Origin of the sequence: Mycobacterium sp. PS03-16, from assembly GCF_004570325.1 — a bacterium.
GTDB lineage: Bacteria > Actinomycetota > Actinomycetes > Mycobacteriales > Mycobacteriaceae > Mycobacterium.
This window is the reverse complement of the sequence record NZ_SPQO01000013.1, coordinates 1-18568: the sequence shown is the minus strand read 5'-3', so window position 1 is coordinate 18568 and position 18568 is coordinate 1. Positions and strand designations below refer to the sequence as shown.

Annotated in this window: 13 protein-coding genes; 3 read left to right on the top strand and 10 right to left on the bottom strand. The window is 67.7% G+C overall.

The window, feature by feature from the left end; all coding sequences use genetic code 11:
• Window positions 1-77 precede the first annotated feature (77 nt).
• Complete coding sequence (locus tag E4P42_RS13085; protein WP_135126499.1) at window positions 78-1919, top strand: CocE/NonD family hydrolase; 1842 nt, start codon at window positions 78-80, stop codon at window positions 1917-1919.
• On the opposite strand, the gene E4P42_RS13080 is transcribed toward E4P42_RS13085, so the two are convergent.
• The gene (locus E4P42_RS13080) at window positions 1920-2426 is read right to left on the bottom strand and encodes a DUF2505 domain-containing protein (RefSeq protein ID WP_135126498.1); all 507 of its coding nucleotides are present in this window, start codon (window positions 2424-2426) and stop codon (window positions 1920-1922) included.
• Between the two features lie 89 nt (window positions 2427-2515).
• On the opposite strand from E4P42_RS13080, the gene E4P42_RS13075 reads away from it, so the two are divergent.
• On the top strand, window positions 2516-2947 hold the full coding sequence (locus E4P42_RS13075; protein WP_135126497.1) for an SRPBCC family protein: 432 nt from the start codon (window positions 2516-2518) through the stop codon (window positions 2945-2947).
• On the opposite strand, the gene E4P42_RS13070 is transcribed toward E4P42_RS13075, so the two are convergent.
• Together E4P42_RS13070 and E4P42_RS13065 are read right to left on the bottom strand one after the other, a co-directional pair.
• Window positions 2892-3308: a DoxX family protein gene (locus E4P42_RS13070; RefSeq protein ID WP_135126496.1), complete on the bottom strand. Its 417-nt coding sequence runs from the start codon at window positions 3306-3308 to the stop codon at window positions 2892-2894. The two genes, E4P42_RS13075 and E4P42_RS13070, sit on opposite strands and share 56 nt — an antisense overlap.
• Before the next feature lie 113 nt (window positions 3309-3421).
• Window positions 3422-5047 carry a PE-PPE domain-containing protein gene (locus tag E4P42_RS13065; protein ID WP_245234006.1) on the bottom strand — a complete coding sequence of 542 codons (1626 nt, stop codon included), beginning with the start codon at window positions 5045-5047 and terminating at the stop codon, window positions 3422-3424.
• Between the two features lie 567 nt (window positions 5048-5614).
• Between E4P42_RS13065 and E4P42_RS13060 the strand changes: the two genes are divergently transcribed.
• Window positions 5615-7093, top strand: a complete 1479-nt coding sequence (locus E4P42_RS13060) for an NAD(P)/FAD-dependent oxidoreductase (RefSeq protein WP_135126495.1) — start codon at window positions 5615-5617, stop codon at window positions 7091-7093.
• Between the two features lie 35 nt (window positions 7094-7128).
• Here the strand turns inward: E4P42_RS13060 and E4P42_RS13055 are convergent, their stop codons facing one another.
• From E4P42_RS13055 to E4P42_RS13025, 7 genes are all read right to left on the bottom strand, one after another.
• The gene (locus E4P42_RS13055) at window positions 7129-8013 is read right to left on the bottom strand and encodes a class I SAM-dependent methyltransferase (RefSeq protein WP_135126494.1); all 885 of its coding nucleotides are present in this window, start codon (window positions 8011-8013) and stop codon (window positions 7129-7131) included.
• A gap of 2 nt (window positions 8014-8015) precedes the next feature.
• Window positions 8016-9254, bottom strand: coding sequence for an acyltransferase (locus E4P42_RS13050; RefSeq protein WP_135126595.1), 1239 nt, complete (start codon window positions 9252-9254; stop codon window positions 8016-8018).
• A 67-nt stretch (window positions 9255-9321) separates the two neighbouring features.
• The gene (locus E4P42_RS13045) at window positions 9322-10185 is read right to left on the bottom strand and encodes an ABC transporter permease (RefSeq protein WP_135126493.1); all 864 of its coding nucleotides are present in this window, start codon (window positions 10183-10185) and stop codon (window positions 9322-9324) included.
• Complete coding sequence (locus tag E4P42_RS13040; RefSeq protein ID WP_135126492.1) at window positions 10186-10995, bottom strand: ABC transporter permease; 810 nt, start codon at window positions 10993-10995, stop codon at window positions 10186-10188.
• Window positions 10992-12074 (bottom strand): ATP-binding cassette domain-containing protein, encoded by a 1083-nt coding sequence (locus E4P42_RS13035; RefSeq protein ID WP_167759482.1) that lies wholly within the window; start codon window positions 12072-12074, stop codon window positions 10992-10994. Before E4P42_RS13035 ends, E4P42_RS13040 begins: the two co-directional genes overlap by 4 nt.
• A 55-nt stretch (window positions 12075-12129) precedes the next feature.
• A complete protein-coding gene (locus E4P42_RS13030) occupies window positions 12130-16539 on the bottom strand; it encodes a type I polyketide synthase (RefSeq protein ID WP_135126490.1) in 4410 nt (1469 codons plus the stop codon).
• On the bottom strand, window positions 16536-18568 hold a 2033-nt coding region (locus E4P42_RS13025), incomplete at its 5' end, for a beta-ketoacyl reductase (protein ID WP_135126489.1). The genes E4P42_RS13025 and E4P42_RS13030, both read right to left, overlap by 4 nt.

Here is an 18568-nt window from a genome sequence, read left to right as displayed (position 1 = left end):
GCTGGCCGGGTCGGCGCGGCAGATGGGGGCTTGCAGTGACGCTCGCTGATTCCGGCGCGGCACGGTCCGCAGCCCCGATGCGCCTGCGTCGACTCGAGACGGTGCGGTCCTTCTCCTGCTACGTGCCGATGCGCGACGGGGTGCGGATCGCGGTGAACGTCTATCTGCCGGCCGAGGCGTCGCGGGGCACCCGCTGTCCCACGATGCTCAATCAGACCCGCTACTACCGCGCGATGGAGCTTCGTCAGCCTCTGCGTGCGGCTATGGGCGGCAGACCCTTTCATCACATCCCGTCGACCGCACGCTGTCGGCGGCGGTTCCTCGCGCACGGGTATGCCTGGGTCGATGTCGACGTGCGCGGCGCCGGCGCATCGTTCGGTCACCGCCTGTGCGAGTGGTCACCCGACGAGGTGCGCGACGGCGCTCAGATCGTGGACTGGATCGTCGGACAACCGTGGTCCGACGGGACCGTGGGTGCGGTCGGGAGTTCGTACAGCGGTGCCTCGGCCGAGCTGCTGCTCGTCGCGGGGCATCCCGCCGTCCGGGCGGTGGCCCCGCGGTTCTCCCCATTCGACACCTACACCGACATCGCGTTCCCGGGCGGGATTCACGCCGCGTGGTTCACCGAGACCTGGGGACGGTACAACGCCGCACTCGACCGGAACGCCCCTCACGAGGTAGCCGGCTGGTGGGTTCGGTTACTGGTGACCGGGGTTCAGCCCGTCGACGGCGACCGTCACCGCCGCCTGCGCCGATCGGCACTGGCCGACCATCGGTCCAACTACGACATCGACAGCCAGGCACGGACATTGACATACCGCGATGATGTCGCGCCATCGGATCCCTATCACGGCGAGGGCGGCGCCGAGCTGGACCTGATCGGGGATCCGATCGACGAGTCCGGCAGCATCAACCTCTTCAGCCCGCACAACTACTGGCATGACGTCGAGAAGTCCGGGGCGGCGGTCTACAGCTACGGCGGCTGGTTCGACGGTGCGTATCCGCACGCCGCAGTCAAACGATTCCTGACCCTCGGCGGTGCGGACAACAGATTGATCCTCGGCCCGTGGAGTCACGGTGGACAGTGGCGGATCGAACCGCACCGCGACCCGGTGAAGTCCGGGTTCGACCATGAAGGCGACCTGCTGCGCTTCTTCGACCACCACCTCCGTTCGCGGGACAGCGGACTCGGCCCGCACGACCGCATCCGGTATTTCACGATGGGCGAGGGCCGTTGGAAGACCTCCCCGTCGTGGCCGCCGCGCGCGGTGGCCTCGACGTACTTCCTCTCCGCGCAGCGCACGCTGGACCCGTCGCCGCCCTCGACCGACAGCGGTGCCGACGAGTACAGAATCGACCCGACCGTCGGCACCGGCGAGCACTCTCGCTGGCGCACACAGGTGGCGGTCGGCGAGGCGGTCCGTTACCCGGACCGCGCCGCCGTGGACGCCCGGTTGCTCACCTACACCTCCGCACCACTCGATGCGCCGATGGAGGTGACCGGACACCCGGTCGTCACCGTCTACCTCGCCGCCACCGGCCGCGACGCCACCCTGTTCGTCTATCTCGAGGACATCGACGACCGGGGTCGCGTCGCGATCGTCACCGAAGGACAGTTGCGTGCCCTGCATCGGCGGCTGAGCGACGCTCCGGCGCCGTACCGGCAAGCGGTCCCCTACCGAACGTTCGCGCGCGACGATGCGCGGGCGCTGGTGCCGGGCGAGGTAGCGGAGCTGACCTTCGACCTCATCCCGACGTCCTATCTGTTCGGGCGTGGTCACCGCATCCGGGTGGCCCTGGCGGGCGTCGACGCGAGCCACTTCGCGATCGTCCCACGGTGTGCACCGACTTTCGCGGTGCACCGGAACCGCCACTGTGCCTCGCGAATCGAGTTACCGGTGGTTCCGGCGTCCCCCTGATCAATAGTGTCCGGCGATCCAGTCATTGGTGAACCGCTGCAACCGGACGATCTCCTCGACGGTCTGTCGCCCCATGAAGGTCTCGATCCGCCCGCCGAGCAGCGGGACGTTGACGGCGACGCTGCCCGCGTAGGTCATCCGGGAGCCGGTGTCGGAGGTGCGCAGCAGCCCCCGGCCGACCGCCGACACGGGCGCACCGGTCACCGACACGCCGACGGCTCCGCGCACGCGCCCGTCGGCGATCCAGCACCATGTCTCCTCGCGGATCATCTCGAGGTCGCCGGAGTGGAATTGGCTGACCATCTTCGGCAGCCGATCGCGCAGGAGACCGAGGGCGATGGTCACGTTCACGGTGCCGGTCGAGTCGGTGCTCAAGGAGACCACGGTGGCCGAGCCACCGGTGAACTCGTCGAGGCGGTCCGCCCAGTAGCGTTCGTCGGAGAAGGCGGACAGGATCTGAACCACCGTGGCCGGTGAGTCGACGGATATCTCGAAGGTACGCGGCATGGTCAGCACTCCTGTTCGCGCAGAGAACTTCTCACGTCTGAGTTCGTCGATGCGCCCCGTCGCGGGCACACCGGTGAGATCATCGGCTGATGGGCAACAAAATCCGTTCCGTCGCAGGCTCCTCGCCGTGTGCGGCGTCCGCCGAGGCGGTGTGGCAGGTGTGGACCGATCCCTCGTCCTGGCCGGGTGACGTCATCGAATTCGGCAGTGTGGACGGTGACTTCGTGGTCGGCGCCCGGGTCGGCGTAAAGGTCAAGGGCGGCGTCAAAACGTACTCCACTCTCACTCGGGTCGAAGCGCCGTCGATCTGGACGTCGGAGACCAGGTTCGCCGGCCTCACGCTCACCTACGAACACACCATCGAACCGCAGGGCTCCGGCACCGTGCTGACCGAGCGGGTGGTGATGACCGGTCCCTTCGCCGGCGTGGCGCACCGTGTGCTCCGGCGTCAGCTCGAGCGGACATTCACAGCGGTGACTGGGTATATCGGTCACCTTGCAGAGACACGCTTGCCAAGGTAGGCGGGGCGTCGGCCTTCGAGAGGTGCCCCGCCAGCACGAAAGCGGTGAGCACGAATACCGCTATGGCCAGCACCATCTCGCTGAGCGGATCGTTGACGCGCCGGTGCGCAAGGACCGCCCCGATGAGGAGCAGCAGCAGGCCGATCGCCGCGGCGATGGCCAACGGACGCCAGAACAGCCCACCGATGAGACCCACCACCGACGCCCACTGACACCACCCGATGAATCGGGTCAGGCCGGGCGAAATCTTCAGGTGAACCTGGTTCTTCCGCGCATCGCCGACGAAGAACACGTTGAGAAAGCCGGCCACCGCCATGAAGATGGCCAGCCCGACTGAGACGACGATGATTGCGATTTCCATGGGTTCCTCTCAGTGCTGGACGTGACGTACGCTCGGCCGGGCGCCTGACAACGCGGGATGCTGGGCCGCCGCGGACGGCCCAGCACCGCGTTCGGGACACCGAATTCCGCGGGTCAGGCGGCGGGTGACTCGCTGCCTGAGGTGCCGCTGGTCTCGTTGCCGCCACCGTCGGTCGACGGCGACGGGTCCGAGGGCGCGGGATCGGAGGCCGGCGGATCGGGCTCCGATGTCGTTGTGGTGCCGGTACTGCGCTTCGGGGTCAGTGCGCCGACCACCGTCTTGACAGTCCCGGTGATCGCCTTGTTGATCTGCTGCAGTGTCTTGTTGACGCCGATCTGCGGCTTCGTCGTGCCGGACTCCGGGAACAGGATCTCCGCGCCGCTCGGCGCTCCGTCCTGCACCACCGGCGCGGCCGGCGGAGGAGGAGGAACCGGTGCCGGAGCGACTGGCGGCGCGGGAGCGGGCAGGGGCGCGGGCAACGGCGCCTGCGTCACGGGAACGCTGACAGAGGTGATCGAGGCACCGTTGCTCTGGAACCTGGACTCCTCCGGCGCAGGCGGCGTGATGTGCTCGGCCTCCACCTCCGGCTCGGCCATCATCGTCGTCGCAGGCGCCGGCGGCGTGGGCGCGAGGTCCTCGTGTTCGAGGTCCGCCAGTTTCTCCTCGGTCTGCTTCCAGCCCTCGGCGATTGCATGGAAGTCCTCGATCCACTGATCCGGACCGGGCAGCAATCGGAGGTGAACTGGAGTTGCCGCGTACTTGCCGTCGGTCGGGCGGTCGTAAGAGGTCTCGATGATGGCGCGTAGCAACGGATCCAAGGCCTCGACAACCGCCCGGGGCACACCGAGGTCGAGAAGTGGCTTGGTGAGCGGAAGCTCGCCCACCGGCGCCTTGATCACGATATCGGTGATGTTGCCGTTCTTGGTGACGATGTACTTGTCCGGATTCGCCTCCGCAGCCTCGACGTCGTACTCGTCAATCTTCCCGTCGGGCACATCATTCGGCCCGCTGAGATCCATGTCGACTTCGTTGTAGTAGCCGTTGTGGACGGACATGAAGCCGAGTGCGACGTTCGCCCATGCCAGCGGATTGAGCACGTACTTCGGCACATCGGAGGCGCCGTCGTACTGCTTGCTGATCTGGATGACCTTCGCGGCCTGATCTGCCGGCTTGGCACTGGGATTCGTGGAGGCGCCGAACCGCAGGCCGATCAGCGGTACGTACACACCCGCGGGGAGCCTGGCCCACAGACCGCCGTCGTTTCGCGCCCCGTTACCCAGCAGGACGAAGGTGACGTTCGAGGTGTCGATGTTCTCCTTTTCGAGCTTGGCGAGCACATCGGAGGCCGCGTTGGCGCCTTGGGAGAACCCGACGACGTACACCGGGTCGTTCGGATTCTGCTTGATCGCATCCCTGATCGCGGCCTCGGTCTTGTCGGCCGCAATGCCTCGGGACTCTTCGTAGGTGTGACTGCCCAGTCCGGTCATGACCCCGAATTCACGCGGGTAGTCGATGAAGACGTTGCCGCCATAACCCGGTTCGGACTTGTAGAGCTTGCCCTGGTCGAAGTCGCCGTTCAGCGCCCCCTTCATCCGATCGGGCGCCTGGCTGTCGTTCGTGGGAAGGATGTCCTTCGTTCCATCAATGAAGATCGACACCGCGGCCATCGGGCTGATGCCCGGAAGGTGACTGTCGGTCGCGTACGCGATACCGAACAACGTGACGAGTTCGAGCGCCACCCCCGTCGTCACGTATGACGCGATTCTCGTGTTCTTCTGAGCCTTGGCTCGATGGTTCCCCACGCTGGTCCTCCACCCCGGATGTCTCGAAGAGGGCTAATTCGTTATCCCCCGTGCGGAGCAGCGTAACCCATGCTTCGCCCGACGTCGTCAGTGTTTCGCTGTGTTCTTTCCGTTCCCCGAAATTGGTTGATCCGGCGTCGGGATGATGTTTGCTTCTGGGACAAGTCGGCAAGCTGCCATACACTTCACACGACGACATGTCCGCGACCATCCGATTCGTCTCGGTTGAGCGAAATACGCTGCAAACGAGGCCCTCCCAATCTGTTACCCGCACCCACAGCTATCGAGGAGTCCACTCACCCGCCCCATGCCGGCAACGCCGCCTCAGGAGTCCACAGACTGTGTGCGGAGATCCACTTAGTTGACTGCAGAATAAGTTTGCCGTGTAGCTGGACGCACACGTGGCCCCGGCGCCGCCCCATATCGGCGCGTTGGTTCTCTCAGCAAACAGTTTTTCGCGGCTGAAAACGCGCGGATCGCGGCGTCCCCGGCTACGGTGTGACCATGAGTGCGGACCATCTGGACGTGATCATCGTCGGCGCCGGTTTCGGCGGTATGGGCGCCGCGATCCAGCTCAATCGTCTGGGATACAACGACATCGCGATCCTCGACCGGGAAGACGACCTCGGCGGCACGTGGAAGGTCAACCACTATCCCGGTCTGGCCGTGGACATCCCGTCCACCACGTACTCGTACTGGTTCGAGCCGAACCCCTACTGGTCGCGGTTGCACGCGCCGGGGACCGAGCTCAAGCAGTACGCGGAATACGTCGCCGACAAGTACGACCTGCGCCGCTACATGCGGTTCAACACGACAGTCGAAGGCGCCCGCTGGGATGAGGACACCCAGCTGTGGCACGTCTCGCTCGCCGGCGGTGAGTCGTTGTCGGCGCGGATCCTCATCACGGCGACCGGATATCTCTCTCAGCCGAGACTTCCCGATATCCCCGGGGTCGGCTCGTTCGGCGGATCACTGATGCACACCGCGAGCTGGGATCCGTCGACGCCGGTCACGGATCGCCGAGTCGGCATCATCGGAACCGGTGTGACCGCTGCGCAGTTGATTCCCGAACTCGCCGCACAGGCGGCGCAGCTCACGGTCTTCCAGCGCACCCCCATCTGGGTGATCCCGAAGGTCGACTTCCCGATCCCGTCCACGGTGCAGCGCATGTTCGCGAGGTTCCCGCTCACCCAGCGGATGCTTCGATTGATCACCGACGCCTTCGCCGAGCTGAATGTGTCCACCGCGGTGGTGCATTACCGCCAGACCAGGATCCTCAACGTCGCGGCGGCCGCATTGTCGAAGGCGCACCTGTTCGCGTCGGTGCGGGACCGCTCGGTACGGCGCAAGCTCACGCCGGCCTACGAGTTCGGTTGCAAGCGCACCACCTTCAACAACGACTACTACCGCGTCTTCGGCCGGTCCAACGTCGATCTGGAAACGGTGGGCATCGACCACATCGAGTCGGACGGCATCGTGACCGCCGACGGCCGCAAGATTCCGCTCGACACGCTGGTCCTCGCGACCGGATTCGACCTGTGGGAGGCGAATTTCCCGGCGATCGAGGTGGTCGGCCGCGACGGCCGCAACCTCGGCAAGTGGTGGCGCGAGAACAAGTTCCAGACCTATGAGGGAATTTCGGTGCCGTTCTTCCCGAATTACTTCAACTTGGCCAGCCCGTATGCGTTCACCGGGGCATCGTTCTTCACGATGATGGAGTGCCAGATGCGGCACATCGATCGCCTCTTGTCCGAGGTGCGACGCCGCGGGTCGACGACATTCGAAGTCACCGACGAGGCGAACACCCGCTATTTCGAGCGGATGTCGAAGCGACTGGGCGACATGGTCTACTTCCGCGGCAACTGCGCCGGATCCCGGTCGTACCACTTCCGCGGGGACGCCACCATCGTCCGGCCCAGCTCACGGGGGCGGGCACTGCGCGAGGCGTCGCGGTTCCCGATCAGCGACTACGCCCTGGGGTGAGCCGGCGCGGGAACGCTCGCGCCGGCTCAGATCCTTCAGAACGCGTAACGGTGCAGCTGCACGATCCGGCGAAGCACCGGAGTCCGTGACGCCACCCTGCTGAATCGGCGCAACCCCTTCGGCAGCCGCTCGACGGTGTCCGCGTCGAACAACGAGATCGCCTCAAGGATCCGCGTTCCCGGCACCGCGGCCAGGATCTCGTCGGGGTGGTCGACCGACCACCCCAGCTCGGAACCGGACCACCGCACCACGGTGTTGTTCTTGCGCTGCGCCTTGGTGCCGAACCGGCTCCAGAAGTCCAGATGCAACTCCCCCGCCGGGAAACGTTCGACCACTCGGCGCAGAAGTGCGACGCCGTCGTCTTCAGTGAGGTACATGCTCACACCCTCGGCGAGCATCAACACCGGCCGGTCGGCGGGGATTTCGGTGAGCCAGGAGGCGTCGGTGGCCGAGGAGGCGATCAGGTGGTAATTGTCCCGGGTCGGGTAGAACCGTTCGCGCAGTGCGATGACGTCCGGGAAATCGACGTCGTACCACTCGACCCCGGGGCCGGGGTCGACGCGAAACGCCCGGCTGTCCAGACCGCAGCCCAGGTGCAGCACGACGGCGCTGTCATGCGCGGCGAGGAATTCCCGGACCCACATGTCGAACTGCGCGGCGCGCACAGTGATCGACGACACCTGACGCCGGCGCTGCCGGATGATCGGGTTGCGGCGCGTGTCGTAGTGAACCCGGCTGATCAGGTCCAACGCGTAGGTGTCACCGAGCACCGGATGCGGTGAGGCGGCATCGAGCGCCTTGGCGAACACCATGTCCAGCATGGTCTGCGGCGGGCCGGTCAGGTCGACCTCCACGGCCCCGGCCGCCGCGGTCGGCACCTGATCGCTGAGACGCCGGGTCTTCCAACTCATCGAGGTCATGGTCAGCTTCTCTCTGGTAGGGGTTCGGAGGCGGCCGCCCGCAGCAGCGCACCGATGAGGTCGACGGTGTTCTCCGCGGCGTCGACGTGGTGTTCGAGAAGCAGCTCACCTCCGACGATCCCGAAGGAGTACACGTCGATGACTGCTGAGGACGCGCGATAGAACTGCGACTGCACACCGGTCACGTCCAGGCCGGGCGGCGTGCGCATCGCCGCCGCATTGCCCAGATTCGTCGACAGCACCACATCCGGCAGCCCCGGAATCGCCCCTTCGTACTGCATGTTGAAGTGCAGGAGCGACTGCTGCACCACACCGTCGGCCAGGTCGGCCTGGAACATGTCCGCGATGCCCCGGGCGAGATCGACCATCGTGGTCTCGGGAGTGATGTGCGCCAGGTAGGTGGCCACTCCGATGGCGAGCGTGCAGCCCGTCGCGCTCACCGGGGGTTCCACCAGCGCCCGTAGATTGACGTTGTACACGTACGGGATCGGGATGTGCGGCGTCTGCCGCACCTGCCACTCGGCGAGCAGGATGGCCGCGGAAACCAGGTTGTTGACGAACAGCCGATTGCGGCGACCGAACCGCACCAGCTCCGACGTCTCGGCCTTGCTCAACCGGCACCGCGTCGTCGGCACCATAGCCGGCCGGCCCAGCATGCTGCTCTCGGTATGACGTTTGGGCGGCAGGTCGTAGGCGAACATGGCCGGGATGAACCGATCCAGCCCGGAACGCTGCTGCTTGCGGATGCCTCGCTCCTCCAGCACAGCCTCGACCGATTCGGGTGCGGGCTGAGCGCTCACCGGTCCGGCGTCGCCGCTGGTGACCACATCGGTGTAGCGGGAGAACAACTCGAACAGCAGGGCGCCCATCAGCGTTCCGTCGGCCAGGCTGTGGTGGATGAACAGCGTCACCTCGGGCGCGGCAATCGGCCGGACCAGCAGGTAGATCAGCGCGACGGCCTGGTCGAGTTGATCGGTCGGAGCCGGACCGCCGTCGAATTGCACCCAGATGCCCGGATGCATCAAATCGTCGGCGACCAGTTGATAGCCGCCATCGGCGCCCTGGGCCAGGTGTCCGGCGTAGACCGGGTACGTTTCGAGCAGGGCGTCGAAGGCCTCGGCCATCGCATCGACGTCGATCGCGCCCTGCAGGCACACGGTGATCGAGGTGAACGTCTGTGTCTCGGCGAAGAACTTCTCGCTCGGTGCGAGTCTGCGGATGACCGATGTCGGATACACCATCAGGATCTCCCCTCGGCGGTCGGCCACCGCCGAATGCGGTGATGCGAACGCACTCCGGCCTGAACTCTCATCCCCGCATGCTCGCTTTCCGGTAACCGATCACCATCGGAATCAGGCAGGCCAGGAGCAGACCAGCCGACCACAGCAGGATTCCCGCGCCGGGTTCGGCCACCGGCCCGCCCAGCGACAGTCCGCGCATCGTCTCGATGGCGTACGAGACCGGCTGATGCTCGACGACCGGCTGGATCCAGCTGGGGTACTGGTCGAGTGGCACGAATCCGCTGGAGAAGAAGAGGCACAGCGAGTTGACCAACACGATGGCGTTGACCATCGTCGGGCTCGGCCAGTACAGGGCCACCGTCAACACGAGCATGGCGAACACCACGCCGAACAGCACCGGTACGCACAACCACAGCGCGGCCGCCGGCAGGCCGGCCTCGAACCGCAGCCCCAGTGCGAAACCCACGCCGAGCAGCACCGCCGAGTTGACCGTGACCCGAAGCGCTTCGGCGGCGATGCGGGCCAGCAGGCCGGATGCGCGATGCACCGGCGTCACCCACAGCCGGGCGAGCATCCCCTCGTTCTGCTCGGCGATGATGCCGACCGCTCCCACCGAGGCCCCGTTCATCGCCCCGATGACCGTCATCAGCGGCACGCTCCCGTAGACCGCGCTGCTCCCGGTGGCGGCCTGGATGGCATCGCCGAGCACGATGTCGAGCACCAGCAGCATGAAGATCGGAAAGACGACGCCGAAGAAGAACGTCATCGGGTCCCGCAGGAACCGGGTGAGCAGCCGTTTGGTCTGCACCCAGGCGTGTGGCACCAGCAATCGCGGCGAATTCTCCCGCCGCAGTCGGTCGACCTCGGGAAAGTCGCTCTCCCGCAACACAGCCGAGTCGGTGGGCCGGGACCCGTTGTGGGTGAGTGTCATCTAAGACCTCCTCCTGAGCAGGACCACGGATAGCGGCACCATGACGGCCATCACTCCGACGAGCCACAGCACCGACGGCCCGACGACCGCCCAGGTGACCTCACCGGCGCCGGGTGTGGTGTCACCGCCCAGCGCGCGCAGTGCGTAGATGAACTGGGATATCGGTTGGTTGCGGACGATCGGCTCGATCCAGTCCGGGAAGTGCTCCGCCGGTTGGATGCCGACGGAGATCAGCCCGAAGATCAACTGCGGCAACATCAGCCACTGCGACGTCGCCTCCGGGTTCTTCGAGCTGCTGCCCAGCAGGTCGGCCAGGAACGACAGGACCAGACCGATCATCAGCAGCAGCACGCAGAACCCGATCGCGTTGAGCACACCGGCGTGGAATCGGAATCCGATGAGGTGACCGCTGATCAGCGCCGCGGCGGTACCGACCGCACACCGGTACAGTCCCGCCGACATCCGCGCCGCCACCGGCGTGAACGTCGGTATCGGCATCGAGTCGAACCGGCGGTTGATGCCCTTGACGGAGTCCGTCGCCGCCCGCAGCGCGCCGGTGATGGCGGCGAACGATATGCCCTGCAGAGCCACCAGCGGCATGAGGAATTGCGCGTAGCTGCTCATGCCCGAGCGCGGTCCGAGGATGTTGTTGAGCGGGATGTACCAGCCCACGGTGAACACGACGGAGGCGACCAGCGCGGTGGCCACCTCGCCGTTGCGCAGGGTGGGCGACACCAGGCGGTTGGTCAGCACCCACCACTGCCCGACCGGTGACGGATGCGGCCGGGGCGCGGCCAGGGCTGCGGTCATGACGCGACGTCCGGCTTCGTCACCAGGGCGCGGCCGTTGCGGCGGTGCCGTCCCCCGCCGCCACTCGATGCGCCGACGAGCATGTCCGGATCGTCCCGCTCCGCGGCCTGCGTCACCTCAGGTGCGGCGGCGTTGTCGGCCGTCAGAGCCAGGAAGACGTCGTCGAGGGACGGCCGCCGCAGCGCGATGTCGGTCAGCGGGATCTTGGCGACGTTGAGCCGTTCCAGCGCCTCGACGAGCGTGGCCGGACCGTCGGGGGCCGGCATCGCGATGCGGTCTGCGGTGGCGCTGAGCGCCGCCCGATTCTGTTCGGGCAGCAGCGAACCGAGCGCGTCGACGACGGCGGGCAGGTCGTTGAGATCTCGGGGGACGATCTCACAGTAGCTGCCCCCGGTCCGCTCCTTGAGCTGATCGGCGGTGCCCTCGGCGACGATCCCGCCGTGGTCGATCACGATGATCCGGTCGCTGAGCGCATCCGCCTCTTCCAGGTACTGCGTCGTCAGGAGGGTGGCGATACCGACGTCTTTGAAGCCGGACACCAGATCCCAGATGGTCTGCCTGCTGCGGGGATCCAGGCCGGTCGTCGGCTCGTCGAGGAACACGACCTCCGGGCGCACCACCAGGCCGCAGGCGATGTCGATGCGCCGGCGCATGCCACCGGAGTAGGTGCCCAGGCGCCGGTCGGCGGCGTAGACGAGGTCGAAGGCGACGAGCAGCTCCTCGGCGCGGGCGCGTGCGGCCTTCTTCGCCAGGCCCTGCAACCGGCCGAACAGCACGAGGTTCTCCCGGCCGGTCAGCATGTCGTCGAGCGCGACCTGCTGGCCGGTCAGCATGATCGACCGCCGCACGCTGGAGGCCTCGGTGACCACGTCGAAGCCGGCGACCGTGGCGGTACCGCTGCTCGGCTTGGTGAGCGTCGACAGGATGTCCACCGTCGTGGTCTTCCCGGCGCCGTTGGGTCCCAGCAGGGCGACGACCTCACCGGCGCCCACGTCGAAGCTGACGTCTCGTACGGCGTGGACCTCACCGAACGACTTGCTGATGCCGCTGACGACGATGCTCTTGTCGGCCGCGGTCATTCGTGTGTTTCGCATCGCTGTTCCATTCGGTCGGTGAGTGGGTGTCGGAGCCGGTTCATTCCGCGGTGATGTCGACCAGGCCGAGTTCTTCCATGGGTCCGGCCAGTTCGGTGCTGTCGCCGCCAGGCACCGTGGCTTCGGCGATCAGTTGGCGCAGTGCGACAGGCAGTCGGGCGGCGAGGCCCTCCACGGTGCCCTGCGCCACCCGGCGGGTGTCGTACCACCAGTCGAGGTGCAGCCGGCCCGCGGACCGGAACAGCCGCAGCTCGATCGCATGGCCGGTCCCGGATACGGTGTCGCGCAGAGGCATCGCGGCATCGGCGTCGAGGCGCACCGGGCTGTCCGCGAGGTCGAACTCCGGTGCCACACCCGCGTCCGAGAGGTACAGATCCGGGGGCGGCACGGCACTGAAGGCGCGGGCGGTGGGCCCGTAGAGGTAGCGCAGCAAGCCATGGCTGATCCCCTGGTGCGGAACGGACTGCACCTGCTGATGGATCTCGTCGAGCAGCTGATCCGCACGTGAGGTCTCCGAGCGCACGCAGGTCAACGCGGCCGGGTACAGCGCGGTGAACGCGCCGACGGTCCGGCGGGCATCGACCTCCGGTTTGAGCACCGATCGGCCGTCGCCCTCCAGGCTGACCTGCAGGACACCCTCGCCGACGGTGTCGCCCACCGCGCGGCTGAGTGCGGCGAGCAGCAGCTCCTGCACCGTGTACTGGAACATCCGGCGGGCGCGGTCGAGGTCCTCGGTATCCACCTCGGACAGCGTCGTCCCCAACCGGACCATGTCGTGGGTGCGCGGTGGGTCGGTCACCTGATGGTCGGCCAGGTGCATGGTCGTCCTGGTGATGGTCTCCAGCCAGTAGTCGCGGGAGTCGAGTACGGCCGGGTGGGTGACCAGCCCGGTGCAGCGGTGTGACCATTCCCGCCAGGTCGCGCTGACCGGGGTCAGGATGATCTCCTGGTCGGTCAGGCGCTTCCCGAAGGCTGTCGCGAGGTCGGCGAGCACGATGTCGCGGGAGGCGGCGTCGATCAACGTGGCGAGCAGGTCGATGACCACGAACCGGCCGTTGCCCTCTCCGTCGCGGAGGTAGGCCGCCCGAATCGGCGGGGCGGACGAACTCCCGTCGGACGGTTGGCGGACCAGCAGCTCGATCACCGAGGTCAGGTCCGTATCGTGCCCGGTTTCCGTCGGAGTGGGCAGCGACAGTTCCGCCAGCTCCACCGAGTCGACGGGCGCTGCGATGCGCTGTTCTGTGCCACCGGCGCGCTCGACGATGCCGACGCGGAGCGCGTCATGATGGTTGGTCACCGCGGTCAGCACCGCCTGCACATCCGCCACGGTCACCTCCGGGGTGATGCGCAGCACCAACGGGATACGCCACCGGCCCGCATCGCGCACGCCGTGTTCGACGGCGTGGGCGACCGTGGCGGGCACGGGCGGGTCCACCTCGGCGAGGTTCGCCGCGTCGGTGAGTCCGCCCGCGGCGTAGCGGGCGGTGATCGCGGTCGCGAGCGCGGCGACCGTCGGGTACTCGTACAGGTCCTGTGGGGTCAGATCGATGCCACGGTTGGTCGCGTTCATCGCCACGCCGATCGCGATGAGCGAGTCCCCGCCGATCTCGAAGAAGTTCGCGGCCGGATCAACGGCGCCGACGCCGAGGCACTCGCGCCAGACGGCCTGCAGCTTCTGCTCGATCGACTGCTCGGCGTCACCGGAGGCGCGGTCGGCGGTCGGTGAGTCGTGCCGTGCCGAACCGTCCGCCGCGGCGCCGCCGGCCGACCAGCCGAGGTCGCGGTTGGGTTCGATCCAGTGCCGCTGACGGGCGAACGGGTAGCCCGGCAGCGTGAGCCGCCGCGGCCGGCGGTCCGACTTCGGCGCCCAGTCGACGTCGACACCGGCGATCCACAGCTGGCCGAGGGCGAGCAGGAAGGTGTCGTGGTCGGCGCGGTTCTGCACCTGGTGGCGCATCAGGCGGATCGCGCGGTGCCCGTCGGTCCACCGGGGGTGGCGGATGGCCGACCCGGACAGGGTGCCTCCCGGCCCGGCCTCCACCAGTACCCGGTGCGGACCGGCGAGCACCTCACCGAGTTCGTCGGCGAACCGGACCGTCGCGCGGATCTGGCTGGCCCAGAACTGGGGATCGGTGGCCTCGGCGTCGGTCAGCCAGGTCCCGGTCACGTTGGACAGCAGCGGGATTCGCGGCGCCCGCAGTTCCACGCGTGACAGGAAATCCGCGAACTGCGGTACCACCGCATCCATCAGGCGGGAGTGGAAGGCATGCGCGGTGCGGACCCGCCGGGTGAGGATCTGGCGCCACCGCAGGTCGTTCTGCAGCTTCTTGATGTCCTCCTGCGACCCCGACACCACGAATCCGCCCGCATCGTTGATCGCGGCGACGTCGAGTCCCCCGCCGAGGAGGTCGGCGATGTCGGCGGGCGAACCGCTGACCGCCACCATCGATCCGGGAGGCGAGGCGTGCATCAGGCGAGCCCGCTGGGCCACGACGGCGATCGCGGTGGGCAGGTCGAAGACACCGGCCAGCGTCGCCGCCGCGTATTCGCCGATGGAGTGGCCGGCATAGGCCGCCGCCCGCACGCCGTAGGCCTCGAGCAGCCGGCCGAGCGCGTACTCGACCGTGAACAGGGCGGGCTGGGCGCGGTCGGTCCGCTCCAGATCGGGCTGCGCGCCGAAGATCTCGCCGCGCAGGTCGATGCCGAGTTCGGCGTCGAAGCCGGCCACGCATTCATCGAATGCGGCGGCGAACACCGGCTCGTTGTCGTAGAGGCCGTGCGCCATGTCCGCGTGCTGGGCGCCCTGACCGGGGAACATCACCACCACACCGGCATCGGCGCCGTCGACCCGCTCACCGGCTGCGACGTCGTCGCTGTCGGTGGCCCGCAGCACGGCCACGGCGTCGGCCTGGTCGCGCACCAGCGCAGCCAACCGGACCGGTTCGCGGCGACGGCAATCCAGCGTGTAGGCGACGTCATCGAGGTCGACGGTGTCCGGTCGCGCGAGTTCCTCGGCGAGGGTGTCGCGGTAGATGCTGATCGACTCGGAACTGCGGGCGGACAGCCGCAGCACCCGAGGTCCGGGGGCGCCGGGTGCCGCCGGAGCCTGCGGCGCCTCCTCGACCACGAGGTGGACGTTGGTGCCGCCAACCCCGAACGAACTCACCCCGGCTCGACGGACGCCGTCCCACTCCCACGGCGTGTACTCGTTGGGGATGTAGAACGGGCCGCGGTCGAGATCCAGCGCCGGGTTGGGCTCGGCGTAATGCAGCGTCGCGGGAATGGCGCGGTTCTTCAGGCAGAGGATCGTCTTGATCAGACCCGCGATCCCCGACACCTCGGCCAGGTGACCGATGTTGGATTTGACCGAACCGACCGCACAGGGGCCGGGGCGGGCCGCCGTCGACAGGCTGAACGCCTTGCGCAGTCCGCCGATCTCGATGGGGTCGCCGAGCGGCGTGCCCGTGCCGTGGGCCTCGACGTAGCTGATCGTCGACGCGTCGATGTCGGCGACCGCGTGGGCTTCGGCGATGACGTCGGCCTGGGCCGCCCCGTTGGGAGCGGCATAGGTCATCTTCATCGAGCCGTCGTTGTTGATGGCCGAACCCCGGATCACGGCGTGGATGCGGTCGCCGTCGTCGATCGCCTTCTGCAGCGGTTTGAGGACGACGACGGCGGCACCGCTGCCGAACACCGTGCCGTCGGCGCGGGAGTCGAACGGCCGGCAGTGTCCGAACGGCGACACCATCGAACCAGGTTCGTGCCAGTACCCGACCCGGTGCGGGACGCGTAGCGAGACGCCACCGGCCAGCACCATGTCGCATTCGCCGCTGAGCAGGCTCTGGCAGGCCGAGTGGATCGCCACCATCGACGACGAGCACGCCGTCTGCACCGTCATGCTGGGTCCGCGCAGATTGAACTGATGGGAGACCCGCGTCGCGAGGTAGTCCTTGTCGTTGAGCAGCGAGAGGTTGATCAGGTCGAATGTGGCGCCCTGACCCAGCATGGTGTTCGGGTCGTGATGCGACAGCAGGTTGTGCATCAGATAGATGCTCGAGCCGCTGGTGGCGAAGACGCCGATCGATCCGTCGTGGTCGGCCGGGTCAACGCCGGCGTCTTCCATGGCGTGCCAAGCGCACTGGAGGAACATGCGGTGCTGAGGATCCATCATGCGCGCCGTCTGCGGCGGGAAGCCGAAGAATTCCGCGTCGAATTCGTCGATGCCCTCGACCAGCGGCGCCCGTCGCACATACAGCGGGTTGCCGATGGTCTCCTCGGTCACTCCGGCGGCGAGCAGGTCGTTGTCGGTGAGATCGACGATCGACTCCTCACCGCGGCGCAGGTTGTCCCAGAACGCGGTGACGGTGCGGGCTCCGGGCAGCCGCGCGGCCATCCCGACGACGGCGACGGCATTGGCCGGGATCTCCTCCGGGAATGCGGTGTCACTCACAGCAGTTGTCCTTTCCTCCGCCTCAGGGAGGCGTCTCGGCGTGCCGCCGCACGTTGATTGGTCTTCGCGCGGAAGGCGTCCACGACGGTCGGACCCGGCTCGTCGACACCGAGTTGGGTCATCACGTCGTCGATGACGTCGGTCAGGGTGCCGCCCTGCAGCAGCATGCCGACCGGCGGCTCGACGCCGAAGTCCTTCTTCATCGCCTGCCGGATCCGCACGGCCATCAGCGAATCCATTCCGAACTCGATCAGTGGCGCGGTGACGTTCAGCGCGGAGTGGTCGGTGTAGCCGAGGACGCCGGCCAACCGTGCCAGCAGCCGGTCGGAGACGATCTGCCGCGCCGCGGCGGCATCCATCTCGGTGATGCCGGCGATACCGTGCCAGTCGTCGTCGGTGTCGGTGTCGTCGGCGTCGGCGGTGACGAGGTCGTCGATGATGTGCAGGGCGGTGCGGGTGCGGTAGGCGGTGCCCAGCCGGGTCCAGTCGGCGGCGACGACGGTGGCGCGGGTGGGCGCGTCGGGGCCGGTGACCGACCACAGCGCCTGAATCGCGACCTCGTCGGGCATCGGCTCGAGGCCCGAGTCGAGGGTGACCTGCCGGTACTCCTCGGACTGGTTGTCGGCCAACGACTTCCAGAACCCCCAGTTGATGGCGGTGGCCGGTAGCCCGGCGGCACGGCGGGCGTAGGCGAGGGTGTCGAGGAACGTGGTGGTCGCGGTGTAGTGCGCGAGCCACCGCGACCCGATGATCCCGGAGATCGAGGTGAACAGGACGAACTGCTGCACCGGCTGGCGCACCGAGAGGCGGTGCAGGACAATGGCGGCGTCGATCTTGGGCCGGAACATGGTGGTGACGTCGTCGTCGGTCATCTCGGTCAGCATCACCGGACCGCCACCGAAGGCCGCGAGGTAGATTCCACCCAGCGGCGGCAGATCGGCACCGAACCGGTCGAACAGCACCGCCATAGCGGTCTCATCGGCGGCATCGGCGGCAACGGTCACCACCGTGACTCCCCGCTCCGCCAATGACGCGGTGAGCCGATCGAGCCGACCACCCGGATTACGGGACACCGCGACCACGGTCCTGGCGCCCATATCGGCCAACTGCTGCACCAGATGCGGCCCGATGTTGCCGGTCGCCCCGACCACCAGATGCGCGACATCGGCATCCAGCCGCCCGGCCGCCTTGGTCTGTGCGTCAGCAGGTGGCCGCAGTCGCGGCACGTGCCGTGTCCCGGCGCGGTAGACGACCTGGTCGTCGTCGTCGGACGGATCAGCCTCGGCCAGGAGGTAGCGCGCCGCCCGTTGGTCGGGGACCGACTCGTCGATGTCGATGACCTTGCCCCAGATATCCGGGTGTTCGAGCGCGAGGGTGCGGCCCAGCCCCCACAGCACCGCATGCGCCGGGTTGGCCCGATCCCCCACCGCGATCGGCTGGGCGTTGCGGGTCAGCAGGAAGAGCTGCGCCGGGGTCGCCGACGCCGCGAGGTGTGTGACCAAGGTCCGTGCCGCCTCGAAGACGTGACGTGCCGCGGCGGGGTCGGATGGATCGGATGGCACCTCGGGGGCGTAGATGACGCGGGTCGCGGTGCTGATCTCGGCACCGAGAGTCCGTCGGCCGGATTCGCCGAGGAGCATCGACGGCGGTATCACCATCACCCGGTGGCCCGCCGCCATCAGCCGCCCGATCTCGTCACCGAGGGCCCGGTCGCCGATGACCAGCCAGCTGGCGTCGAGATCGGCCACTGGATCGCCCGTCGTGGACGGCATCCAGGTGAGTTCGCAGTTCCATTCGGCGGGGATCACGCCACCGGCCTGGGCGGCCGAGTCACGATGCGTCGCGATCTGCGCCGCAGACCGCGGCGCAAACTCGATCCAATGACGGGTGTGGTGCCACGGCGTGGTGGGCAACTGCGGATGCGGCTCCGGCGGGTGCGGCGTCTGCGGCGGATGGGTGGTGTGGGTGGTGTTGAGGTTGGTGTGGAAGGTCAGGGTGTCGTCGGTGTCACGAGCCAACGTGCCCACCG